Below are 25065 nucleotides of genomic sequence, written 5' to 3'. Positions count from 1 at the left end.
GACAGTTTCTACAGACGAACCTTTTAAACACGCTGTCTACGACCATGCGATCCAATTGATTCGATCGTAAACACTACAATAACTTATCCGGTGTCAATGGAAGATCCCTCACCCGCTTACCCGTAGCATTGAAAACCGCATTGGCAATCGCTGCAGATACACCCGTGATCCCGATCTCCCCTATTCCCCTCGCGCCTATAGGAGATATATGCGGATCCGGTTTGCCAATAAAATGTACATCAATTGGCGGCACGTCCAGATGCACTGGAACATGATAGTCTGCCAGCGTCCTTACCACTGCATTGCCCCAGCGCTTGTCATATTCGGTTGCTTCCATCAGTGCAGCACCGATCCCGAAAATAACGCCACCGATGATCTGTGAACGGGCTGTTTTTTCATTCATGATGCGGCCAACATCCTGTACACTGGTGAAACGTGTTACGCGGATCGTTCCGAAATCTTCATCCACCCATACTTCGGCAAACTGTGCACCGAACGAATGAAAAGCATGTTGTTTGATATCACTGTTCTGATCAGCGGGTATTTCACGGGGTGTACATAGTGCACCGGGAATCGTAAGCCCTGCTCCGGATATGGGCTGAGTGGTTGCGCAGGCTTCCATCTCATTTCGTTTTGCACGCTTCAGGATATCGGTATATGATTCCGCTTTATTTGGATCTGCGGTCACAAATAATTTCCCATCGGCATATCCGATGTCTTCAGGTTTGCGTCCATTGAGTTTGGAGGCTGGATCGGCGGTCGCCAGTGCTGCCAGTTGAGCGCGCAATAGCTTGCAGGCTTCCAGTGCAGCAGGATGAATACTGGCCGTGGTTTGTGAGCCGCCGGCAAGTGGAGAAGGTGGTAATGCGGAATCACCGATCTTCACCTCAATTCTTTCCACGGGCACACCGAGCGCATCGCTGGCAGTTTGCGCAAGTACGGTATAGGTTCCGGTGCCGATATCAATGGAGGCAGTCAACAGGGTCACGTCACCGTTGCTCTTCATCACTACTTTAACGGAAGACGCACTGCGTCCTGCGGGGTATGTAGCCGTTGCCATTCCATAGCCAACCAGGTACTTTCCGTTGCGCTTTTGCCTTGGTTCAAGATTTCGTGATGACCATCCGAATCTTTCCGCGCCAATGCGGTAACAGTCAAGCAGGAATTCACTGGAGAATTCATGGCCTTTCATCGGATCCTTTGTTGTATGATTTTTTATCCGGAATTCAACCGGATCGATCTTTAACTTGTAGGCCATCTCATCCATGGCAGATTCCAGTGCGAAAGTCCCGGGTGTTTCGCCGGGTGCTCGCATGAATGTAGGTGTACCGCGATTTAGTTTCGCGACGTTATACGTCACCTCACGGAGTGGTGCTTCATACAGCACGAGCGACTGTTTCCCGCTTGGTTCAAAGAACTCGGTCAGGTTGTTATAGGAATCTGTATGATGACGCATCACGCTCAGTTTGCCGTTTGCATCCGTTCCTAATGCTACCCGTTGTATGGTGGCCGCACGATGACCGACATTGGTTTGCATCATCTGTCGCGTCAGGGCAAGTTTTACCGGCCTGCCCGCAGCCTTTGCAGCCATCGCCACCAGCAGTGTATGCAACCACAGTCCTTTACAGCCAAAGCCACCACCGACAAACGGTGCGATCACACGCACATTCTCCGGTTTCAGGCCAAAGAAATAAGCGGCAATGGTACCCGTAAGTCCCACGCCTTGCGTCGCGTCATACAACGTAAGCTGATCGCTGTTTTCCCAAAGCGCAACGGTTGCATGAGGTTCCATCGGATGATGATGTTCAACCGGCGTTGAATAAGTATGATCCACGCGATTGGTGGAGCTTGCCAGTGATGCTGCCGCCTTGCCCTCATTCACCTGCGCTTCTTCGCCCATGAACATTTTTGGCTTTTTGCTTTTCAGCAATTCGGTCTTCAGGTCCGTTGCCCCTTTTTCAACCGTGTAACGGACTTTTAATTTATACGCAGCCGCACGGGCCTGCTCATAGCTTTCCGCAACCACAACGGCAATGAACTGTCCGGGGTAATGCACAATATTACTCTGTAATGGTGGCAGGTTCTCTCCCAGGAATGCCGCGCCGGCTTTCATCTGCGCTTGTATATCGAGTGGTTTCAACCTGAATGCGTTCTTATGGCTGATCACGCTGAGTACGCCGGGCTCTTTCTTTACAGCAGCATCATCTATGGAAGCGATCTTTCCTTTTGCGATGGTCGCCCTTACGGGAAACGCATATGCCATATTTGGCTGGTTGAATTCTGCTGAATAAGTAGCTTTGCCGCTTACTTTCAGCCGCCCGTCTATCCGGTTGATCGGTTTACCTGTTTCACTCATTGCTTTCGTTTTTTAGTGAATCGACATTCGTTCCTATCCCTGATCCGTTTTATCATGAAGCCCGTAAGCTCCGCCAGCCATTGCTCCCTGCAATGCACGGATGATCGCCTTCTTTGCAAGAGCGATTTTGAACTTGTTATGTTCAAGCGGCCTTGCCTGTTTTAATTCAGCCTCGGCAGCGGCTTTGAAATTCTCTTCCGTTGCATCTTTACCTGCCAGCCATTTTTCAGCGAGGGATGCTCTCCATGGTTTATGTGCGACACCACCCATCGCAATGCGCACATGGCTGATCCGGCTTCCATTCAGCGATAATGCTGCCGCAACGGAAACCAGTGCAAAGGCATACGAAGACCGTTCACGGATCTTGAGGTAATAAGAATGATCTGCCAGATCATTTTCCGGAAGCTCTATGGAAGTAATGAATTCTCCCTGCTTCAGTGTATTGTCTTTTTCTGGATTGTCGCCCGGCAGACGATGATAATCTCCGATGGGAATACTGCGTTTTGTTTGCTGCGCTCCTTCCACATTCACGACGGCGCCGAGTGCGGTTAATGCAACGGCCATGTCTGAAGGGAACACTGCCACGCATTTTTCCGACCATCCTAATATCGCGTGATTGCGGTTGATGCCTCTCAATGCCCCGCAGCCGGAACCGGGTTCGCGTTTATTACAGGGCATATCAACATCATAAAAGTAGGAACAGCGTGTGCGTTGATTAATATTACCACCATTGGTCGCCATATTCCTGATCTGTGCGCTGGCACCTGCAAGGATCGCCATTGACAGTAGCGGATATTCCTGGCGGATGGTTTCATGATTGGCGGTATAAGAATTCGTCGCCGTGCTTCCGATCTGCACACCGCCACCAGTCTTTTTGATATCGGCATATTTCAACCGCGTAATATCCACCAGTTCGGTAGGATGCATCACATCTTCCTTCATCAGGTCCACGAGGTTTGTTCCGCCACCTAAAAACCTTGCGCCGGTATTTGCCGACACCAGGGTAATAGCGTTACCTGCATCAGCAGCTTTTGAAAATTTGAATGCTCTCATGATAAATTGCTTGGATGATCAATAGTACCGTCAGCAAATTGCCACAGCTGTGCAACGGCTTTGTTGCCATGAACTTCGCGGATGGCGTCCACAATATTGGGATAAGCGCCGCAGCGGCATATATTTCCGGACATGCGTTCCCTGATCTCCTCATCAGACAGTTTCAGGTTCTTTTCTTTCTTGCGGACATTGCCGGTTACATAACTTGCCTCCCCGTTTTTTGCTTCACTGATCAACGCCACAGCAGAACAGATCTGACCTGGCGTACAATAGCCGCATTGAAAGCCGTCATGTTTGATGAATGCAGTTTGCATCGGATGTAGGTCGTTTCCATCGGCCAGCCCTTCGATAGTGGTGACATGCTTATCTTCACAGGACGCCGCCAGTGTAAGGCAGGAAAGTACGCGCCGGTCATCGACGATAACGGTACACGCTCCGCATTGGCCATGATCACATCCTTTCTTTGAACCTGTTAGTTCAAGGCGTTCACGAAGTGTATCCAGCAGGGTCATGCGGGAGTCCACCATCAGCTGGCGGGCATTGCCGTTCACTTTGAATGAAAGATTTACCCCATTCTCGATGCCGACCGGGGCAGGCGGCGGTGTGGTGATACTCCGGGCCATCAGTTGCTCTATGCCAAGCAGGTGCGCAGCAAGCAGACCGGTACCGGTAAAGGTGATGAGTTTAAGGAAGTGGCGTCGTTTGATCCCTGAAGTAATGATCTCACTCATTTCATCAGGCATGAGCTCTTCAATGACCTTTCGTTCATCGGCCGTCAGGTCCGGAAACTTGGGTTGATCTTCCATGTTGTATGTTTGAGGGGTGTTCTGAAGTTACGGACTTTAAAAAAGGAATATTACTTTATTAATGATCCTAAGCGGTACGGTCAGCACAGATTCAACCTCTCAAAAAACGGACCATTGCAACGTGAAGGTGGTCAGATCAACATTAATTCAGCCGGCACGTGCACAAAAGATGATCGCCATCTGCTTCATTGGATCGTAAGCGGACATAAAAACAAAGAGACGATCCTGTCATGGACTTATCCTCCCGCAGATCTGCTTACCCAATTTCTCCCTCACTCACATGTGTAAAGGAACCCTGCAACGGAGTCAAGAATATTTTATTGATCCCGAATTCGATCAGCACATAACCCGGAAACACCCGATCCATCAACTGACACATCTCCTGGTATAGAGGTTTGCCTTTTTCAAGATAATTCAGGATAAGACGACCACCCGGTTGCAAACCAGCTTTGCATTGTTCCAGGAACGTCGCAGAGGAAACAAAACCGGGGACATTCCTTCCCATAAAAACATCGCAAACGATCAGCGGATACTTCTTTTGATTATGCTGCATGAAAAGTTGTGCATCCATACACACAAGCTCGACCCGGGTCAGATCATACGCCGGCATCAGTTCAACCGCCAGGAGCAGAATATCGTTGTCTATATCAACAAGCGTATAGGCAGGATGAAACCCCATGTCTTCAAGAATATGAACGGCACTTGCAAGCCCCGTTCCCAGCACGAGTACATGATGAGTCCCTGAGAGCTCATGCCTGATCTTTCTGAAAGCAGTGCGCAGCGGACGATAACGTTTCCCATCGGAATACCATGCATCCTTAGTACCAAGTTGCCATTGATTACGGTACAGGTACAGGTCCAACACGGGGTGAAGCGGACTCGACCGCTGTTCTATACAGACAGGGTATAAAAAACTGAGCAGCCGTTTATAAAAGGGAGTTTTCAACCAGGGACACTTTTGGTACTAAAACACGCTGTTATGCATTCACCGGGCCCTGAACAGATCATTCAACTATCACACGCTCCGGGCGTATATTCATACACAGGGGATGACATTTACAGGAAAATCCGGTTTGATCTACGGTGTTGCCCCCCAATATCAATGCCAAAGGCGTTTGATGGCGAGGTCCCTGGCAGGTCTGTGGATGTGCCGGTTGTTATTTACGGATGGTATTGCCTGTATAGCTGCGTGAATATTTTTGATTTACTACGGGACTATCCAACCACTCGGGATGATCATCATTCCGGCATCTGCGCCTATCGGCAAAAAACAATTATCCTCCCTTCCATAAATATGCTGAAGAAACATATTCTCCCTGGAGCCTCTACCCTTTGTTCTTCTTAAAGATCCTGGTTGCAATAATTACGATTAATAACACCGGGATACCTCCGAACACTCCAAGCAGGAAATCTTTCACCATAACAGGCAAACCTGGAAACAGGTCATGTGCAAAAGGAATATTATGACTAAAGATGCCTCCAGCTACCAGCAGCAGGGCAAGAGTACCAACGATACTTAATAAGTTGATCACTCTAGGTAGCAGCTTGACGAGGAAATGCCCGAGTTTTGAAATGAGCCCCTTATCGTTACTGTTTTTGATCAGCTTTAAGCCTGCATCATCCATTCGAACGATCAACGCTACCAGTCCGTAAACCCCCACAGTAGCAATGATCGCCACGAACGAAACCGTAAGGATCTGTGTCGTCAGGTCTTTATCGATCACAGTGCCAAGAGCGATGATCACGATCTCGACCGACAGAATAAAATCTGTCGTGATCGCAGAACGGATCTTTGCCTTTTCGTCTGCCGGGGATTGCTCAGTTACCTTTTCTGCAGCCTCCCGGGTATCTTTTTTGCGGTGAAAAAGGAATTCATAGATCTTGTGCATGCCTTCATACGCCAGGAACAGACCGCCGGCCACGAGGACATAAGTGATCACAACCGGGAAAAAGAACTCCAGCAGGAATACCGCCGGCAGGATAATAAGTTTGTTGATGAACGATCCTTTGGTAATGGCCCAGATGACAGGCAGCTCACGGGACGAGAGAAACCCGGTCGCCTTTTCAGCATTAACGGCGAGATCATCTCCAAGGATGCCCGCTGTTTTACGTGTGGCGAGTTTTACGCTGACCGCCACATCATCCATTAACGCTGCTATATCATCGAGGATCGCAAAAAAACCAGAAGGCATTGAGTTGAATTTTAAGCGCCCTGAACCGCGCCGGTAAAAGATACCCGGCAAGTTAGGCCCATTTCTTCAGCCTGCCCTTTGTGGAGGATTAGAAACGGGTGATAATTTGGTTATGTCACGCCAGCCTGCCTGTTCTATCTGACCCGGGCCTATCCCTCGCGCTGAATGCCGTGGAAAGCATTGACCGATTGATGAAGTCAGCCTGAAGCCATGCTTTATTCGACAGCAATATTTCCATAGCTAAACCCTGAAGTATTCCCTGGAAATAAAAATGTCCCACAAATGATTGATGAGTTGATGAGATAATAGAGCACACTACCATTCATCGGTAAGGTCACTGAACGTTAATGCTTATTTCCTTGCAGAGATCATCCGATAGTTCCATTCAAATTACCACTAAATGGCTACGGAAGGCATTTCCCTTTGGTCTAATTTTGACTTCGCAGATAACCACTCCACTAGCGACTTTTCCACTCTTATGAAACATTGCATTGGTTAATGCCTGTAGCTGCCTGATGAGTCATTCATTCTTCATCATAAAAATTCAGCATCATGACAGAGCTCAAAATCGAAGCGCGTTTAAGAAACGACAAATTCCGCAATTCTCTTGAGATCGTTATTCCGGAAGGCATGTCCCATAAGGAACTCGCCAAAGTAACATTGGGAGACCTGCTTTCCCAGTTCAGACCTTCCGGTTGCCAGGCTTGTTTATCGGGCCAGCATTTCATTATTCGTGAGAGGTTCGAAAAAGTACTGCCTGTTAACATCCCGGCGTTGCGCGGGGGACTGGCCACTAAGGCCTGAAGACAATGTGTACGGCCGGCAGTGGCCGTACACATTTATTTAAATGACATTCACGCTGCAAAACAATTCATCAATGAATACTGAACAGTTGGGAATAGGCATTCTCTATAATGCCGCATTACCCGAATACCTTAAAGAACATTTTGAGCAGCTGGATTATATCGAGATCATACCCGATATGTTCTGGTCCGACGAAGGAAGAGGTAAGAATCCCCGGTTCCGTCCACTGCCCAAATGGATGCGTCAACTGGATTGGATAGCCGGGCGACTGCCGCTGGTAGCACATAACATCGGGATATCCATTGGCACTATCGATTATTTTGATGAAGAATATATCCGGTTCATGCAGAAAATGCATGAACGATATCAGTTCAAATGGCATAGCGATCACCTCTCCTTTCTCAAGCTGCCAACCAAAGGACCACATGATCACAATGCAGGAATAGCCATTCCCGTTCCGTACGATGAAGAATACCTGGAAATGATCGGAAAGAAAGTCGACTTTATACAAAGCACGATAGAGATTCCTTTTCTCCTGGAGAACAATGTTTACTTTGTAGAATATCCTGAACAGGATTATACAGAAACCGCTTTTGTAAACAAGCTGGTAAAAGGCCACCATTGCAATATCCTGCTCGACATTCATAACCTGTATACCAATGCAATAAACCAGGGAACATGCGCCAGAACTTATATCGACGAACTAGACATGTCTGCCGTAATGGAAATGCATATCGCCGGAGGCAATGATATGAATGGCTTCTACATGGATTCGCATGCAGGCCCATGCCCTGATGAAGTGTGGGAGTTACTTGACTACGCGGTAAGCAAAGCACCGAACCTTCGCGGGATCACTTTCGAGTTCCATGAATCTTATTTTCCGCTTTTACAGTTCGGGGGCCTAAACAGGCAGATAGAGCTTGCCAGGAACACCTGGAACAAATATCACCATAAAAAACCAGCATATGAGTGCGCGTGATTTCCAACTGGCAATTGCTTCACTGATCGCATCTCCCGAAACCTGCTGTGAGATATTGACAGAAGAGGAACCATTCTTTACCCGCTTCAGCCTGACTGAAAAGGAAAAGTTACGCTTGCACGGGATCGTAAGGCAAAGGGGGATCTCCGCCTGTTGTTCATTATACAGGATGAACAGGATCACACCGGTTTACTCCCAGCTCTCAAACACCTGCATGCTATTGAAAGACGAACTGGTCCCTTTGGTAGAAGAATTCTGGCTGCATTTAACGAAACCCAGTCTTCAATTCAAAGAAGAAGTGCTTGAATTCGGAGCCTTTCTGACAAATAAGATCAGTACGGGAGCAATTTGTCAGCCTTACCTGAAAGAAGTTCTTCAACTGGAGATCGCTATGAATGAACTAAGCTATCTCCCGGAAGGCGAACACAGGATACTTACTTTTGAACATGATATTTTTTTTGTACTCAGGGCCCTGGCCGATGGCAGCCTCGATGATGCAGACGTCCCTCCTTCTGTTTGCCGCTACAAGATCTATATAAACAATGATAAGGTGGAAATGGAACCCGCCGAAGCGGAATGATCATTCGATGTATTGCCTTTCACTACAATTATAAAATCATGGCTAGCCCCATAATCTGGATCCGCCCGGAGTTCATTGCATGACCGCCCCGGTATTGATTTGTCTGGTTGATATTGGTGATTCGGGAGCTACGGTCTGCTATACTGACCTGTCACCTCAAAGCCCTACACTCGCCAGCAAAGCAGCCAGTGCTGCCGTGTCGGATGGACGCGGTGCGTTATACTCAACGATCGCACCCGCCGGGTCGATAAGGATATAACGCGGGATCCCATACACTGCATACTCTTTGGTAAAAGATCCTCCCTGATCGCTAGCCAGCAGCTGTATTCCTTCCATCTTCTGGCGTTTTATCGCATCGGTCCACTTCGCGGCATCTTTGTCTACCGAGATGCTGAGAATGGCAATATTTTTGGCTTCGTACTTCCGCATAAGTTCTTTAAGATACGGCACTTCCCCCGGGCAGTTACCACACCAGCTGGCCCACAGATCAATGTAGACATACTTCCCACGAAAATCGCTGAGCGAACTCGTACCGCCGTTGTAATTCAGATAGCCTGAGAATTCCGGAGAGGGTGTGCCTTTTTTTAACCTGGTCAGTCGTAGAAAAGCATCAGCCATCTTTTCCCTGAACCTTTCATCATCACCGGTGTAATACTTTTCAAAATCACTGTAGAGTGCAATGATATCTCCGGCTTGTTTCAGATCGAACAGGGCGATCTCCGCAATCTGCTTGTTGCGTATATATTCATTGGGAACGATTGATGCCAGCAGGCTGATCCTGTTTTGTGTCAGCGAATAGGACGAATCGGTTTTCAGGAATTCAGCCTCCTTTATCCGCAATTGCCGCTGGTAATATTCAAATACAAGACGCCGGTACTGACCATACTTTCTGTAATGATCTTCGTTGGAATAATTAATGGCCAGTTCTTTCTGCGAGATCATCCCGGGCCTGAATGCCGGATCTTCAAGTTCTCGTAAAGCCAGGAAAAGAAAAAGGTTCGAAAGGTATTCATACGTTGTTGCCTGGGTTTCGCTATGCGTCAGGGCGGACGGTAGTTTTGCGTTACGGATCCGCGTGAGAGACTTGAGCTTTCTCTCATAAAGGAATTTGCGGAACGCTTCTTCATTCATGCCTTCCCCGGAAGGGTCAAAAAATTGTCGCTGCTGCGCCCTGAGAATAAAATACTGGTTAATGCTGACATCATCTCCACCGGCCAGTACCGCCCCGTCCTTGAAATGATCCGCATCGTACCCAATACTGTAACGCTTTGATCTGTCCATGTACAACAATACCGGTGTTTTTTCGTCCCAGATCGTATACACGCCGGTTTGATTGGGAAGTGTGTCCCGGAAAGACCCGTCTTCCGCCACCTCGATCTTCTTATCCGGCAGGTTGAATTCATAGGGAAAACTCAGTTCGATCTGTCTTCTGCCATCGGGCTGTGGAGGCAGATTTTTGATCACCCCGTGAAGGATGATATAATCTTTTTTTGCTGGTTGCGCACAAGCGTCAAAATCAAATAACACCTGGAAAAACGATACCAGAAAGAATACAGGAACAGATGGGTGGGAAAGTAGTCTCATTACAGCGTAGTTTGTCAGATCCTAAACAAGATCGTGTGCAAAAGGTTCACCCGTTCTTTTATTTGAGCAGGAAAATCATGAGTTTGACGCTCTGCTATCAATGATCAACCCCGCGTTAGCCTGGTCCAATGACAGAGTATAAAGAAATAAAAGCACGCCTGCGACCAGCTGGGGAAGGAACCTGAACAAATGTCAATAACCTGTATCTCCTGGAGAACAAATGAAAAAGGGCTGACTCAAAATCATATTGAATCAGCCCTTTTCCTGTCCAGCTTCGCTGAGGCTAGATAGTATTTTCCCAACCCTTTTTCTGGCTTTCTTTCAGCATGTCTTCGATAGCTTGTGGTACTACGTTACGGAACTTGCCGGTCTCTGCGGGAACGATCCTGATCATTGCTTCGATCATTTCATTTGGATCCAGTCTGCCTTCTGGTACGCCAAGCATTGCGTCAAACGTTGCTTTCAGATCTGCTTTTTTGGTATAATTCTTATTGTCGTCCAGCCATCTGAATGGAGTTTCAGCCATGGTTTCATTGTAACCGGTAAGGTATGGTCCGGGATTGACAGTCTGTATCTGTATGCCAAATGGTTTTACTTCCTGTTGCAGCGCTTCTGCCACAGACTCCAGGGCATGTTTGGTGGAAACATAGATCCCGAACCCGGCCGGGGTAAACAATCCACCCATAGAAGAAGTAAACACAACTTTACCCTTTTTCTTTCCATCGATGAATTTTTTAATGAACTGCTGAGCAAGGTTCAGCGGAGCAAAAACGTTTGTTTCGAAATTCCTGCGAACAAGATCCATCGGGATCTCGAATACTGGTCCTGCTTCACCAATACCCGCATTACTGAACAATACATCGATATCCCAGGTGAGTGCATAGGCAACATCATAAGAATCGAGTATATCGAGTTTTTCAACGCGGAGGTTTGCTTCGAGGCCAAGCTTGGCGGCTTTCTCACGCAGCGGCGTTACCTGTGGTGAGATCTGTACGCCTGCGATCACTTTGTGTCCGAGTTGTGCGAGTCCGATTGCTACGCCTTCGCCAAAACCAGAGCCTGCTCCGGTAATTAAGATTGTTTTACTGTTTGCCATTGTTTTTGATTTTGAGGTTGATGATTATAGTTAGTGTCAGATTTGAAACGATTGATCAAATAGTGCTGCCCGCTTTAGCGATCTCGAAATCCTGATCAGGACTTCCACCGGACACTCCGATATAGGCGAGTATTTCTGTGCCCGTCGTCACCGGCATGCCGCCTTTGAATCCTACTAGTCCACCGCTTGTTTGCAGCATTCCATAAGTACCCATTTCCGGTGCGAGGAACTCTCCCACTTTCTCAGAGTTCATTCTGAAAAGCATTGCGGTCTTTGCTTTCCCCATCGAAATATCAATGGATCCAAGAAACGCGTCATCCATTCGTGCAAACAGTTTCAGATGACCCGCCGTATCAAGGATGGTGATGTTTGCACTTACACCTATTTCATTCGCCTTATCAATTGCCTGATAAAGCGCCTTGCTTGCCTGGTTGTTAGTGATGTTCATGTCTTTGATTTTTGGTTTTTTTTATATCCTGTTTTGATAGATCAAAGATGCAACGATCCGAAAGCCTGATCTGTATCGAATTCAAAGGGTATATTATGAATTTCAAAGATTCTGTAGTGACGGCGATGATGATTGCCTTGATCGGTAAGAATAATAGATATTGTCACTAAGAAATGACTCACCGGACAAGCACTAATGCAGAACGCCTTTTTGAAGAAAGGCGTTCTGCTAATGGCTCACTTCAAAGGCTTCCCTGTCGGAACATTAGTGGTGTACGCTGTGTATGCTTCTTAAAAAAGGTGCTGAAATTCTGTGGCTCCATAAAGCCCAGGCGATAAGAGATCTCCTTCAGGGGGATATCAGAATTACGAAGCAAAGACTTGGCTTCCGTGATCGTTTTTTCCGTGATCCAGTTGCCAACCGACTTGCCGGTAGCATTTTTGATGACGCTATTGAGATAATTTGGATGAAGAAATAATTGATCAGCATACTCCTGCACACGATTTGCCTTTTCAAGCGTGCCCATGCTTAATTCCCGATAGTGTTTCTCCATTAGTATTTTAAACTCCCGTACGATCTCCGAGGTCCTGCCGATCTCTTTTATATCAACTGAATCTTTCCAGACATACTCCTTGATCTTGATCAGGATCGCTACGAAAAGATGACCGATGAGTTTATTCCTGTAGGGGGAATCTGATTGGAATGCTTTATAAAGCTGCCGGTAGATATCTTCAAACTCATTGAATTGCTCTTCCGATACTATTTTCGGATTGGTTGTTTCACAAAGCAGAAAAGAAAAGCCGTTAAAAATATCCGGATGCACATTTTCCTTCAGAAACCCTTCACTCATCGTGATGTAGTGAAGATCTTCCAAAATGTCAATACTGAACTTTTTGATATGTCCGGGATTGTTGAAATAGACCATTCTCGGAAGGAGGTTGAATTCACACCCATCAGATGAACATTTTCCCAATGCGTTAACCAAGAGCCGGTACAGCAAATTTGCAACTGTATGTACGAAAGAAAAGCGATCCCAAATCTCCAATGCGGCCTCGACCTCATTGGAGATTTGATCTTTGGAAAATGAAAGATCCATCTCCTGTGGTTCATTAACGAAGGAATGCAAAGGCCCAGTGAACTGCAACGGAGAATGCCTGAGGCAACACGGAGAGTACTAAGTCTGCAATTGAAAGAATTGGAAGAGCACGGGTTGATCACGAGGAAGATCTATCCTGTCATACCCCCCAAAGTTGAATACAGTCTGACTGAATTTGGAAAACCCTGATATCTGCTATCACTCTTTTAGGAAGCTGGGGCGATGAAAATGCGGACACGTTATGATCCGTCATTATGAAGAAGTTTGAAAAGTGATCTGTTATTATTCCCTGGAAGAATAAAGCAGAACGCCCATACCTGTTCCGCTCCGGTCATATCAATGGATCGAACAGGAATGGGCGTTGTCAATAATGTTAGCCGAGAAAATATCATAGCTCGTGCATCCGCGGCTGATCCAGCCCGATGTTCACCACGTGTGACAGATGTGCTCCGCCGCCCGCATACAACCGCTCGATCTTTGAGTCTGATACACTCAATTCAACCTTTATCAGGCTTGGTGAAGCCGGGTGCATAAAACGCCCCTGCTCTATGAGGTAATCCTGCTTCTTCACTCCTGCAACCTCCCATAGATAAGCCGCCAATGGGCCTGCGGCCATTCCTGTGGCAGCCTCCTCATCGATCCCGTAAAACGGGGCAAACATCCGGGTAGTGGCATCAAAATCATTACTCACGGTATAGAGATAAAACCCGATCAGGCCATATTGCTCTGAAATGCGGTAGACCGCTTCCCGATCGTAATCAACACCAGCGAGAATAGCTTCGTTCCGTACAGGAACTATCAAAAAGCCATTTCCCGTATTAACGATCGATGGCAATAACCCCTGCTGAAGATCGGAACTGGAAATTCGCAACGATTCAAGTATGACATTAAGAGCGGGAGTTTTGCTGATCGCCGGCGACTGCTGTTCCATGAATGCCTGTCCACCTTTGAACACGATCCTACGGTTTCCGTCAATCGTCTCTTTCGTGCTGAGATCTCCTGCAATTTGTCCCGTTCTCTTCAAATAGCTGAAGGTGGCAATTGTTGCATGCCCGCAATGCGCGATCTGCTTTAGTGGGGTGAAAAAATCCAGCTTATAATCTGCAACATCTGACCGGGATACAAAGGCTGTTTCAGGAAACCCTGCAAGTCGGGCGATCTCCTGCTTCTGCAGCGGGGATAATTTGTCTGCATCAAATACTACCCCTGCCGGATTGCCCCCCTGTTCATTTATACTAAATGCGTTAATTACCTGTAATACTATATTCATAGGCGCGAAAGTATCGTATGACGGCAGGAGGAAAAAGTACAAAACGGATCAACTGCTAACAAAAATGTCAATAACTAACCCGTCACCTGGCAGATAGCATTTAATGATCGGGTAAGAAAAGGATATGGCCTGCGCAATCCCATTAAAGTTCATTCGATGGCCGATGACCGATGGACGTTGGCCGAAAATACATATACCTAAGTAGTGTCAATACTCTATACCAATTAACAGCGATAGCTTCCATCCAAATGCGGCACCCCTCCATCGGCCATCGAGCTGGTGCAGGTAGATCTCTTAAACGACATTGCATTAAAATCTTTCACAGTTGCACCTCCAATGGATATCAATTGCCGGTTATTCGCTATATTAGTTGAATTAACCCCATTGCATAATACTCTTCATATACCTCCAGGCCATGATCAGGAATATCATCATCAGCTCGCTTGCCATGTTTGTACTTGCCGATTCCTCCGCTCAATCCAGCCGCACCTGGAACGGCAAAAAAGCTGCCGTTGTCATCACGTATGACGATGCCATTGATGAACACCTGAACAACGCCATTCCTGTGCTGGATTCCCTGGGACTGAAAGCCACATTTTATATTACCGGCTTTTCCAACTCCATGCAGAAAAGGCTGAACGACTGGAAAAACATCTCCGTCAATGGACATGAGTTGGGAAATCATACACTCTATCATCCCTGCACGGGTGGGCCTGGAAGGGAATGGGTAAAGCCCGACTATGACCTGCGCAATTATTCGGTCAAACGCATACTTGATGAAACCCGGGCCACGAATCTCCTCCTGCAATCGATGGATGGGAAAATCAGGCGCACCCTTGCATTCACCTGCGGCGATACCAGGATAGGAGACACTTCTTTCTCTGCCCTTTTGAAAAACGATTTCGTTGCGATGCGCGGAGTACGTTCGCTGATGCATCCCATCGACAAAGTGCAATTGGATAATGTAGATTGTTACGGTGTGAACGGTGAGTCGGGAGACCAACTGACCGCCTGGGCAAAACAAGCACTTGAAAGCAACTCGCTCCTTGTTGTGTTGTTTCACGGCGTCGGTGGAGGAAACAGCTTAAATGTATCACTTGATGCGCACAGGCAGTTCCTGACATACCTGAAGCAACATGAAAAAGAGATCTGGATCGCGCCGATGATAGACGTTGCAGAGTATATCAAAAAGTATCAGGGAAAGTAGCCATTACAGGCAGCTGTTACAGATCAGTGTTCCCAAAGTATATCGCCGGGCAACATACTGCCCGTTACTAACTCAAACACTCCTTCCACGAAAAGATCATTCCACAAATGGGAAGTTATGCCCATCATTGTGTAAATGAAAGAAAACAGTCAGCCCTTTACAGTAGAAACGGAACGGCTCCGGCTCCTGCCACTTACACTTGCTCAATTATCGTTGATCGAAACCGATTTTGTCGCCCTGGAACAATGCCTCGGACTTACCCCGGCTTCGTTTGAACTAAACGCTCCACCAGCGTTTATGGAAGAATTCTTTGAAGCCATCAGATCACATACTGTTCCATCTGTCGCCGCCAACCCGGATGATTATCGCTGGTTCACTCAATGGATGCTTATTCACAAAACCGAAAACTGTCTTGCCGGAGGCATGGGAATGTCTGGCTTGCCGGATGCCGCCGGCGAAGTGTCGATTGGATACTTTATAAACCGGACATTTGAAAACAAAGGACTTGCTTCAGAAGCACTCGCAGCCATCCTACAGTTCATCTTTGTTCATCCTTCCGTCAGCACTGCTGTAGCATATACAGCATCCATCGATAATGCCTCTGTAACCGTATTACAGAAAAACGGATTTAATTCAGGCGGAACAGTGGAAGGCGGATACAAATGGTTCAAAAACAAAATATAATTTCAATGAAACTTATCTCCTCAGCCTTTTTCTTAAGCTTTCTTCCAGCTGTTTTTCTCGCAATCATGATACCTTATAACATCAGCGAACGACGTCAGCCTGCAGGCAATGACTTTAGTAAGTTACTGCCGCTGAAAGTCGGGCAGTTTAACCGGGTTGAATACAAAGACCCCTCTCCCGGCCTCGATGGCGAAGCCACTTATCGCGCTGGCTCCAAAGAGATCTTTATGCTTTTCAGTAAGGCGGATAGCAAAGCGGATCTCAGGGAAACAATGCAGACGATCCTGGACGAAGTTAAAACCAACAAAACAACGGAAGCCAGAACCATCGAGCTAAAAGCCGATCCGGCCTTCATCCATTTTATCGGGCCGAAGATCGCTTTCTTCGCCTGGACGCGCGGGCTGTACTGCTTCTCAGCCGACAGTAAGAATGCTGATAAAAAGAGTCTGGATGAGTTCATGACAGCATTCCCTTATTAAGACAGGAAGTAAAGCGACGTTTCAGGAACAGTTCACTAGTCCTGCTCATAAATGATCATCACGTCCCCGCTGCCAAGTGCATCGGCGAGGTCACTGACATTTTCTATCCGGCCGATCTCCGTATAGCTGTATGTGGTGGAAAATGTTTTGTAGAAAAGTACCAGTGTTGAACTGCCATACAGCATCAGGTCTCCGCTGTTTATTATTTCCGGAACCGAATCATTGACGGGAAGAGTGTCGGACAATTCAGCATATTTCCGGTTGCCATTCAGCTCTATCATCTCCAGTGTGAGGGGTAGAAGAGATCGCAACGCAGCTGCCGTGGCGCTATCATACAGTATGACTGTAAATCGATATTTTCCAATCGTGATTCTCATCTTACGTTTCAATAGGGTTTGTATTTGGCCGCCCATTACCATTGCATCCTGGTAACACAGGATCAATCCACTTAACATGTAGCGGCAACTATGTCGTAAAGATAAAGACGGCGTAAAAATCTAAGAAAGAAATCCCGGTAAGTGGTAAAAATAGAGAAAAAATCATACCCGAAAAGTCGACAATTTCGCGAGAGCTCAGGGTTATTACTAGCGTAGACGACTTATACGGGTATATTCTACGTCTTTATTTATCCCTCATGAAACATACAGAGCTCTTAAACGGTCATATTGAAACTATTATCGGGCAGTAGCATATCGGATGATATAGCGTGATTAACGGCCCTGCAGAAACGATCATGCAGCAGCTTCACTTTCTGTTGTATTCATAAATGGCAGCCCAGAGAATTGCTTCAGTTATGGAAGAAGCTTGATCAAACAGTTCCCTCATTTTTTTCGCTAAAACCCTTTGGGAATTCGGATGCTACCAGTTCGCACTTACATCCTATTATAACTTCAGCATTGTTTTTTGTATGTTGAAAAAGACCTCCTACTTTGTATCCTTCTCTCTACAAAAATAATTTCCGGTTACGCGCAGCTTTCCTTCCTCAATCACTTCTTCACTTTGATCCGCAATACGTTCACCGAAAATGCGGGCCATTCTATTTCCGGCTTCAAAGGATCAAGCTTGACCTTCTTAACAACAGGCACATAGAGTGCCGGCTTATCAAACGAATTCTCGACAAGGTCAGACGCCGCGGCTATCGAAGAAAGCATAGCTTCAGGGATCAAGTTACCGGCACCATTTATATTGATGGCTGTCTTTAACGGCGTATTACCGGCGTTGACCATCTTCAGTATGATCTCTCCGGTTTTATCATCATGTCCTGCCAATGCAAATACTTTTGGCGGAGGTGTATAGCTCATCAGCAGCTCACCGTCCAAATAACAATCTACTTTCTCCGTTCCAACAACTACGCGAACATCATACCACCGCCCTGTTTCAATTGGCTTTGCCAGTCGCTTCTGATCTGAGATGCCAGCCACTTCATAACCGCCGGTGACGCTTTCAAATACGCAGCTTGCATTCCACCAGGAGCCGATATGTGCCCGCAGATACGTGTTGCTGTCTTTTACAGCAAACGGGATCATAAAGGCATTCAGCCCACCGGTTCTCCGGGCTTTCAGGCTGATAGTGCAGGTATCAAACTGCTGTGCAGTCATTGCAAGCCGCTGCGGACCTTCCGCCGTTTGGGCAAAAGCTCCGTCTTTCACGCTCCACTCGCCTCTTATCTTAGACCACTCTTTCTCATTATTAATGAAATCAGATCTGTATAGAATTTTATCACCGCGGCTTACCTCGATGTCTTTGAACTCGGCTTGTGTATCCCATGTTCCTAAGCCAATTCCGCCGGTGAACAACGGTGCGGAAGTATTTACGGGCGGCAATTCGACTGTCGTGGTGATGTTTCTGTCTGCCCGGTTGTCGCTGAACATCTTGATGGTGTAATAGGAGATCCGCCCGAAGCTTTTGGCGGCATCAAAGTTGATCAGGTTTACCGGCCAGTCAACATCATTGGCATTCACCAGCAACGGCGCATAGCTGCTCCATTTAACGAGGTCAGCATTTCTTTCCATACCGAGAATGTAAACTGCATCCGCAAGTGCCGCACGCATGTTTCCTGCACCCACTCCTGCATTCGTGGCGTATTCACCAACATACATATCCCATTGACCCCGCTTGTACTTATCGAAATGATCCGTATTGCGCATACTCCAGTACGCATCTTTGTATGCATGTTCATCCACGATATCTACCTCTTTCATTCCGTTCAGCGTGCGCTGGTTCACATCACCGATCCCCATACTCGCCATGATCCGGAGTGATGGATATTTTTTGCGGATGGCTTCATAAAAAAGGTTGTAACGGCTGGCATATTTCGGGCCATGCTGTTCATTCCCGATCTCTATATATTTTAAGGGAAAAGGTTTAGCATGCCCATTTGCGGCTCTCATCCGGCCATACTTTGTTGTTACCGGACCGATCGCATACTCTATCGCATCAAGGGCATTCTGTATATATGGCTGGAGATCCTGCTCCGGAACGTAAGTTCCGCTTCTGTATTCGCATGACACACCTGCGTTGAAAACATATAAAGCATCAGCCTTAATATCTTCGCAGAACTGAAGGTATTCGTGATACCCAAACCCATCACTACTCCAGTATCCCCATGGACTGAATGTTCCCGGCCGGCTTTCCAACGGACCGATCGTGTTCTTCCAGTCAGGCGCACTTTCTATGGTGATCCCCTCAACATAACAACCGCCCGGCCATCTTACAAAGGAGGGCTTCAATCCTTCGATCAATCCCGCCAGATCCGTGCGAAGCCCATTTGCTCGCCCCTTAAAGGTTTTTGCAGGAAACAATGAAACAAAGTCAAGCCACACCTGGCCTGATCCACGCAGGGAAATGACAAACCTCGCTTTGTCGTCACCAGCATCAGCCTTCAATGTGCAGGAATATTTCTTCCAGTTTTTGCCATTGATCGTTTGGAATTGATGTGAAGAAAGGATCTTTCCATCCGGAGATTGCAGCGACACATTCACCGGCGCTTTGTATGCCTCATCAGTACGGGCGTAAAAAACGAGATTGTAATATTCCCCGGCATTTACTTTAATGCCCCAGAAGCCTTCGTTGATAACATCCGTTGATCCATTTTGATCAGTCTTCTTTAAAATGATCTGAAGCGACTTTGGTGTAGCGCTGTTCAACGGCTTGTCTTCTGATAAAGAAACATCAGCCCCTGCTCCGTTCTTCGACACCACAGACCATGCGGGCCATTGTGTTTTATACGGCCATTCCAGCTTCCAGTCGGTCTTTTTAGGCTCGATCATGAAATGAGGTTTCTCTGGCCAGGGAACCAGGAATCCATTTTCCAGTTTTGTACCGGCAGGGATCCGGCTTTCTTCAAAGCCGCGGTTCTGGATAAGTTCAGCATAGATGCCTCCTTCTCCCGCATGACTGATCTCTTCAAAGAATATCCCATGCAATGTTGGAGGAATAGAGCTTCCGGGTTTTGTTACATCAATCGAAATAGATGCCTGCTGGGCATTGCCCGAAAACTGGCCACAGGCAGCCAGTACACAAAACAGCCATTGCTTCATCGTATGCATCTTCATCATAATTATCGTTTATTCGAAACCAGGTTTCTTACGGCAATAAAGCATCCGTAAATAGCTTACTGTCTTTCAGCAGATCGTCATCGTCGATAAAGTTACTTATCAGACGGGGAAAGTGTTGCGGACCAGCCTCCACCGGAACTCATCGAGATCTCTACCTTTTCACCTGCAGATACGATGCGGTGGGAGATCTTATAATCCGCAGCGTGCTGCATGGCATTGGGTCCATCTTCGAGTACTTCCATAGAATACTTCTGCCCAGGGGGCAGGAATGAAAGATCAAGGGTCAGCTTGCGCGGACTCCAGTTCGTCATGGCGCCAACAAACCATTGGGTTTCTTTACGCCTGGCCACTGCAACAAACTCGCCGGGTTCTCCCTGTATAGCAATGGTGGTATCCCATGTTGTAGGCATCTTCGAAATATACTTTGTGAAGACAGGCTCTTTCAGATAGTTGGATGGATTATCTGCCAGCATTTGTAAAGGACTTTCATAAACCACGTACATTGCCGCCTGGTGCGCTCTCGTACCCTGGCTCATAGGTTCAGTAAAGACGATCCGGAAATTGGATCTGCCGGCATTGATCATTGCGCCCGGAGTATAATCCATTGGCCCCGCCGCCATGCGGATGAATGGAAGCGTTACGTCATGCTTCGGTGTGATATCTTCACTCCACTTATCGTTCTCCAGCCCACGCACACCTTCATAGCTAAGAACATTGGGGTATTTCCTGTTCAGCCCTACGGGCTTATAAGCTCCGTGAAGATCAACAAGCAATTTGCGCTTTGCAGCGGCAACTGCCACGCGTTCATAATAATTTACCATGTACTGATCAGCTCTCGCCATAAAATCCACCTTGATCCCTTTTACTCCCCATTTCGCAAACTGATCGAGTATTGCGTCCATATTATCATCGAGCGGATTCCAAAGTGTCCAAAGAATAATTCCAACGTTCTTGGATGTTGCATATCGGATCAACGCTGGCAGATCGATTTCTTTACGGGCCTGCAAAACGTTGGTAGTGGTGATCGACCAGCCCTCGTCGAGTATCACATATTCAAGCCCGTAAGCGGATGCAAAATCAACATAGTACTTATAGGTCTCGGTGTTCAATCCTGCTTTGAAATCAACACCATAGATGTTATTGGCATTCCACCAGTCCCAGGCTACTTTTCCCGGTTTGATCCATTTTGTATCGGGCAGCGTGTTCTCACTTGCCAGTTTGAAAGTCAGATTATTTTCAAGGAGATCTTTTGCCTGCGGGCAGATCGCGATACTCCGCCATGGATAGACGCGTGTACCTTTGGTCTCAGCGATATAATCGGCCAGTTTTGTGATGCGATATCCTCTATCGCGGAACGGAACCTTATCCAGGATCACTTTTGGAAACGTTGACCTTAATGCAGGCCCACCCGTCCCTTTCAGAAAAAGATTCGGGTAGTCATACAGATCTGATTCGCTTACCAGCAGATTAGTACCTGCCTTTGTTTTTACCAGGAACGGTAACGCTCCGTGTTGCTGCTCATTAAATGCAGAAAGAACTGAATCCTTATACAGGGATTCATAATGTGACTGAAACTCCTTATCTGTTTCTATAGGCCAGAACACCCTTTGATCCTCAGCAAAGTTCAGATCGGCTTTTTCATTCTTCACCTGCAGCTTTTCATCCCTGAAGGATGTTTCAAAGCGATAAGCCACCCCATCATTATATGCCCTGAAGACAACCGAATATCCTTCTTTGAAATTAACCCGGACCTCATTATACAGATCAGGAATAAGCTTTGACTTCACAGGAACAACGGCTTCGATCATTTTATTTACTGAGGCCCGCTTTACGCTTTTCACTGAAGGCGAATTGCCCGCATTTATTCCGTTACTGAACTGCATGCCTATTGCAGAAGGGATCAGGATCACATCATTATTAAAACGAACCGACCACTTTAATTCTTCCGCCGATTCTATGCTGACCAAGATTTTCCCATCCGGCGAAGTCAACTCCCATTTACCTGCGTATGCATGAGCTGTTGCGGATATCAGCACAAGTGAAACAAAAAATAAAATTGCGACAAAAGGCTTCTTATGAAAAGATAAAAATGGCATTTGCATACAACGGATCTGCAGTTTATGTAACAGGTAAGATTAAAAGTAAGCCTCTCCGGTACCTGCGCCTTTACATATATTGACCTACTATTACCAGATATTGTTCAAGTTTGCAATGTTGTGATCATAACGCATGTTCAATCGGGTTTTACTCTTACTTTGTGGTGCTACGAAGAATATTGCTTAACTCAATGAAACTACTCTATCATGAAAGTGTTGCAGTTTACCATACCGGTACCCGCAAACCAAACGATCATCGCGCAACACGAGGCCTTACCATATTTCTATCCTCACCTCCACAGGCATGAAGAGATCCAGCTGACCTGGATACAAAAAGGCGAAGGAACTTTAGTAGCTGACAATAACATGCACAATTTCGGGGCAAATGAGATTTTCTGGCTGGGGGCCAACCAGCCACATGTTTTCAAAAGCGAACCTTCTTATTTTTTACCCAAGAGTAAAAAAATAATAAATGCTGTTACTATCTTTTTCAACCCGTCAGGATCACTTTCTCCATTGTTCGATCTACCTGAGATGAAGAATATCAAAAAGTTTATTCAGCAGCAGGGGTCGGGATTCCAGGTACCACATCAAAATGTTGGAGAGATCGGAAGCCTGATGGTGAAAGTTCTGAATGCTAAAGGGGCAGACAGGATCGAGCATTTTATTAATATACTGCAACACCTTTTTAACTATGGAAAGCTTCCACCCCTGTCTTCTTTTTCCCAGCCGCAGCAATACAGCGAACATGAAGGACTACGTATAGCAGGTATTTATAATTACGTCATGCAGCATTACCATAAAGCAGTGATGCTGGAGGATGTTGCCAAACAAGCGCATATGACGCCGCATGCATTCTGCCGTTATTTCAAGAAACATACCCGGCATACATTCGTTTCTTTCTTAAATGAAGTACGGATCAATGAAGCCTGCAAACAACTGACGGATGGAGCTTACGACAGCATTTCCACCATCGCCTACCGGTGTGGGTTTAACAGCATCACCAATTTCAACCGGGTGTTCAAAAGCGTGACCGCTTTATCTCCTTCCGAATACGTTAATAATTTCTACCGTAACGTGAATGATAACTCCTGACCAGCGATCAGCCGGATATTGACCCTGAGGCTCCATGTTAATATCCGGTCAGTTCCTGCAAAAAACAGGCAACCTGTCTTGACCGGCGTTCGCTATATTGCCATTGTACGGGGCTGACTGCCCCGGTTAATATCCGGCAACTTAAAAATTAACGCTTAGACAATGGCTTCCACATCATTCAAACCAACACTTCGGCTGCTGGATGCAACCATGCTTGTCGCAGGCAGCATGATCGGCTCCGGAATATTTATCGTCAGTGCGGATATAACCCGCAACGTCGGCAGCGCTGGCTGGCTGATCCTGGTATGGCTGATCACTGGCTTCATGACGCTGATCGCTGCGGTCAGTTACGGCGAGCTGAGTGCGATGTATCCCAAAGCCGGCGGGCAATATGTTTATCTTAAAGAGGCATACAATCCACTGATCGGATTTCTGTATGGCTGGAGTTTTTTTTCTGTTATACAAACGGCCACTATCGCTGCGGTAGGTGTGGCATTTGCAAAGTTCACGGCTTACCTCGTTCCCGCATTCAGTGAAGACAACGTTGCCCTGGATCTTGGTTTCCTAAGGATCTCTCCGGCGCAGTTATTATCCATACTTGTGATCGTAGTGCTGACATTTATTAATACACGCGGCGTTAAAAGCGGCAAAGGGATCCAGACAACACTTACGTTGACAAAGCTGATCAGCCTGTTTGGTTTGATCATTTTTGGCTTATTCGCGTTGAAACCAGAGATCTGGGATGTGAATTGGGCGAATGCCTGGGAGCTGCGTTCGTTAGCCGCAGACGGCGGCACCGGATCATACACGACCATTGCTGCATTGGGAGCGATCGCTGCAGCCATGGTCGGCTCGATCTTCAGCAGCGATTCATGGCATAATGTGACTTTTATCGCCGGTGAGATCCATAACCCAAAACGCAATATCGGGTTAAGCTTATTTCTCGGCACACTCATCGTCACCATCGTTTACCTGCTGACCAATATCATGTATCTCGGTGTATTGCCATTGCAGGAGATCGCCAGCGCGGATAAAGACCGTGTAGCTGTATCCGCAGCACAGGTGATCTTCGGGCACGCTGGCACATTTATCATTGCGGTCATGATCATGATCTCAACATTTGGCTGCAATAATGGATTGATCATGGCCGGCGCAAGGGTCTATTACACGATGGCGAACGACGGACTGTTCTTTAAGAAAGCGTCCGTACTGAACAATGCAGCTGTTCCTGGCTTTGCTCTTTGGATCCAATGCATTGTTGCCTGCTTATGGAGCTTAAGTGGAAAATATGGAGACCTGCTGGACATGATCTCGTTCGTAGTGGTGGTTTTCTATATGCTGACGATCGCGGGGATCTTTATTCTAAGACGGAAACGGCCGGACCTGGAAAGACCTTATAAAGCGTTCGGCTACCCTGTTCTACCGGTTCTTTATATTTTGATGGGCCTGACATTCTGTGGCTTGCTGATCATTTACAAACCGAAGTTTACATGGCCCGGACTGATCATTACATTGCTGGGAATACCCGTTTATTACCTGGTAAAAAGAGCAAGCAGGAAAAAATGAGTTCCGTTCCTGGATCTGTTTTGTTATTCGTTCCCGGCTTATAGAGGACATATCGCAAGACTAAATACAATGAACGCAACGTACCGCAAGTAGCGCAACCAACCGCTGCGTCCTTCC

General features: G+C 46.9%; 22 protein-coding genes. 9 read left to right on the top strand and 13 right to left on the bottom strand.

Annotated elements, in window-relative coordinates:
* Nucleotides 1-73: 73 nt before the first annotated feature.
* The 5 genes from LZZ85_RS04400 to LZZ85_RS04380 form a co-directional block, all read right to left on the bottom strand.
* Nucleotides 74-2356 carry a xanthine dehydrogenase family protein molybdopterin-binding subunit gene (locus tag LZZ85_RS04400; RefSeq protein WP_237868733.1) on the bottom strand — a complete coding sequence of 761 codons (2283 nt, stop codon included), beginning with the start codon at nt 2354-2356 and terminating at the stop codon, nt 74-76.
* A 33-nt stretch (nt 2357-2389) separates the two neighbouring features.
* Nucleotides 2390-3409, bottom strand: coding sequence for an FAD binding domain-containing protein (locus tag LZZ85_RS04395; protein WP_237868732.1), 1020 nt, complete (start codon nt 3407-3409; stop codon nt 2390-2392).
* Nucleotides 3406-4215 (bottom strand): 2Fe-2S iron-sulfur cluster-binding protein, encoded by an 810-nt coding sequence (locus LZZ85_RS04390; RefSeq protein ID WP_237868731.1) that lies wholly within the window; start codon nt 4213-4215, stop codon nt 3406-3408. The genes LZZ85_RS04395 and LZZ85_RS04390 overlap by 4 nt, the downstream gene beginning before the upstream one ends.
* 256 nt (nt 4216-4471) lie before the next feature.
* Nucleotides 4472-5161, bottom strand: coding sequence for a spermidine synthase (locus LZZ85_RS04385; RefSeq protein ID WP_237868730.1), 690 nt, complete (start codon nt 5159-5161; stop codon nt 4472-4474).
* Between the two features lie 379 nt (nt 5162-5540).
* A complete protein-coding gene (locus tag LZZ85_RS04380) occupies nt 5541-6407 on the bottom strand; it encodes a DUF808 domain-containing protein (RefSeq protein WP_237868729.1) in 867 nt (288 codons plus the stop codon).
* A 552-nt stretch (nt 6408-6959) separates the two neighbouring features.
* Between LZZ85_RS04380 and LZZ85_RS04375 the strand changes: the two genes are divergently transcribed.
* The 3 genes from LZZ85_RS04375 to LZZ85_RS04365 all read left to right on the top strand — a co-directional run bounded on the left by LZZ85_RS04375 (nt 6960) and on the right by LZZ85_RS04365 (nt 8770).
* Nucleotides 6960-7211, top strand: coding sequence for a hypothetical protein (locus LZZ85_RS04375; protein WP_237868728.1), 252 nt, complete (start codon nt 6960-6962; stop codon nt 7209-7211).
* A gap of 73 nt (nt 7212-7284) precedes the next feature.
* Nucleotides 7285-8190, top strand: a complete 906-nt coding sequence (locus tag LZZ85_RS04370; protein WP_237868727.1) for an MbnB/TglH/ChrH family RiPP precursor modification enzyme — start codon at nt 7285-7287, stop codon at nt 8188-8190.
* Complete coding sequence (locus LZZ85_RS04365; protein ID WP_237868726.1) at nt 8177-8770, top strand: hypothetical protein; 594 nt, start codon at nt 8177-8179, stop codon at nt 8768-8770. Before LZZ85_RS04370 ends, LZZ85_RS04365 begins: the two co-directional genes overlap by 14 nt.
* Nucleotides 8771-8926: 156 nt before the next feature.
* Here LZZ85_RS04365 and LZZ85_RS04360 read toward each other — a convergent pair whose 3' ends face one another.
* The 4 genes from LZZ85_RS04360 to LZZ85_RS04345 form a co-directional block, all read right to left on the bottom strand.
* Nucleotides 8927-10354, bottom strand: coding sequence for a TlpA family protein disulfide reductase (locus LZZ85_RS04360; protein WP_237868725.1), 1428 nt, complete (start codon nt 10352-10354; stop codon nt 8927-8929).
* A gap of 283 nt (nt 10355-10637) precedes the next feature.
* Complete coding sequence (locus LZZ85_RS04355) at nt 10638-11450, bottom strand: SDR family oxidoreductase (protein ID WP_237868724.1); 813 nt, start codon at nt 11448-11450, stop codon at nt 10638-10640.
* 55 nt (nt 11451-11505) lie between these two features.
* Nucleotides 11506-11898: a GlcG/HbpS family heme-binding protein gene (locus LZZ85_RS04350; protein ID WP_237868723.1), complete on the bottom strand. Its 393-nt coding sequence runs from the start codon at nt 11896-11898 to the stop codon at nt 11506-11508.
* Nucleotides 11899-12139: 241 nt separating this feature from the next.
* Nucleotides 12140-12823 carry an AraC family transcriptional regulator gene (locus LZZ85_RS04345; RefSeq protein ID WP_237868722.1) on the bottom strand — a complete coding sequence of 228 codons (684 nt, stop codon included), beginning with the start codon at nt 12821-12823 and terminating at the stop codon, nt 12140-12142.
* 195 nt (nt 12824-13018) lie between these two features.
* Here LZZ85_RS04345 and LZZ85_RS04340 point away from each other — a divergent pair, with 195 nt between their 5' ends.
* Entirely contained in the window at nt 13019-13183 is a 165-nt protein-coding gene (locus tag LZZ85_RS04340) for a winged helix-turn-helix transcriptional regulator (protein WP_349291733.1), read from the top strand.
* 199 nt (nt 13184-13382) lie between these two features.
* Here the strand turns inward: LZZ85_RS04340 and LZZ85_RS04335 are convergent, their stop codons facing one another.
* The gene (locus tag LZZ85_RS04335; RefSeq protein WP_237868720.1) at nt 13383-14264 is read right to left on the bottom strand and encodes a PhzF family phenazine biosynthesis protein; all 882 of its coding nucleotides are present in this window, start codon (nt 14262-14264) and stop codon (nt 13383-13385) included.
* Between the two features lie 415 nt (nt 14265-14679).
* On the opposite strand from LZZ85_RS04335, the gene LZZ85_RS04330 reads away from it, so the two are divergent.
* The 3 genes from LZZ85_RS04330 to LZZ85_RS04320 all read left to right on the top strand — a co-directional run bounded on the left by LZZ85_RS04330 (nt 14680) and on the right by LZZ85_RS04320 (nt 16634).
* Nucleotides 14680-15471, top strand: a complete 792-nt coding sequence (locus LZZ85_RS04330; RefSeq protein ID WP_237868719.1) for a polysaccharide deacetylase family protein — start codon at nt 14680-14682, stop codon at nt 15469-15471.
* 135 nt (nt 15472-15606) lie between these two features.
* Nucleotides 15607-16155, top strand: a complete 549-nt coding sequence (locus LZZ85_RS04325; RefSeq protein WP_237868718.1) for a GNAT family N-acetyltransferase — start codon at nt 15607-15609, stop codon at nt 16153-16155.
* Nucleotides 16156-16160: 5 nt separating this feature from the next.
* The gene (locus LZZ85_RS04320) at nt 16161-16634 is read left to right on the top strand and encodes a hypothetical protein (protein WP_237868717.1); all 474 of its coding nucleotides are present in this window, start codon (nt 16161-16163) and stop codon (nt 16632-16634) included.
* Nucleotides 16635-16669: 35 nt separating this feature from the next.
* Here the strand turns inward: LZZ85_RS04320 and LZZ85_RS04315 are convergent, their stop codons facing one another.
* From LZZ85_RS04315 to LZZ85_RS04305, 3 genes are all read right to left on the bottom strand, one after another.
* Entirely contained in the window at nt 16670-17011 is a 342-nt protein-coding gene (locus LZZ85_RS04315; RefSeq protein ID WP_237868716.1) for a cyclophilin-like fold protein, read from the bottom strand.
* Nucleotides 17012-17620: 609 nt separating this feature from the next.
* Nucleotides 17621-20191: an alpha-L-arabinofuranosidase C-terminal domain-containing protein gene (locus tag LZZ85_RS04310; RefSeq protein WP_237868715.1), complete on the bottom strand. Its 2571-nt coding sequence runs from the start codon at nt 20189-20191 to the stop codon at nt 17621-17623.
* Between the two features lie 92 nt (nt 20192-20283).
* On the bottom strand, nt 20284-22293 hold the full coding sequence (locus LZZ85_RS04305; protein WP_237868714.1) for a glycoside hydrolase family 97 protein: 2010 nt from the start codon (nt 22291-22293) through the stop codon (nt 20284-20286).
* Between the two features lie 201 nt (nt 22294-22494).
* On the opposite strand from LZZ85_RS04305, the gene LZZ85_RS04300 reads away from it, so the two are divergent.
* Both LZZ85_RS04300 and LZZ85_RS04295 read left to right on the top strand, forming a co-directional pair.
* Nucleotides 22495-23382, top strand: coding sequence for an AraC family transcriptional regulator (locus tag LZZ85_RS04300; protein ID WP_237868713.1), 888 nt, complete (start codon nt 22495-22497; stop codon nt 23380-23382).
* A 162-nt stretch (nt 23383-23544) separates the two neighbouring features.
* Nucleotides 23545-24948 carry an APC family permease gene (locus LZZ85_RS04295; protein ID WP_237868712.1) on the top strand — a complete coding sequence of 468 codons (1404 nt, stop codon included), beginning with the start codon at nt 23545-23547 and terminating at the stop codon, nt 24946-24948.
* Nucleotides 24949-25065 lie beyond the last annotated feature (117 nt).

This window comes from Terrimonas ginsenosidimutans (genome assembly GCF_022012415.1).
Classification (GTDB): Bacteria; Bacteroidota; Bacteroidia; order Chitinophagales; family Chitinophagaceae; genus Terrimonas_A; species Terrimonas_A ginsenosidimutans.
This window is presented reverse-complemented; position numbering and strand designations above follow the sequence as displayed.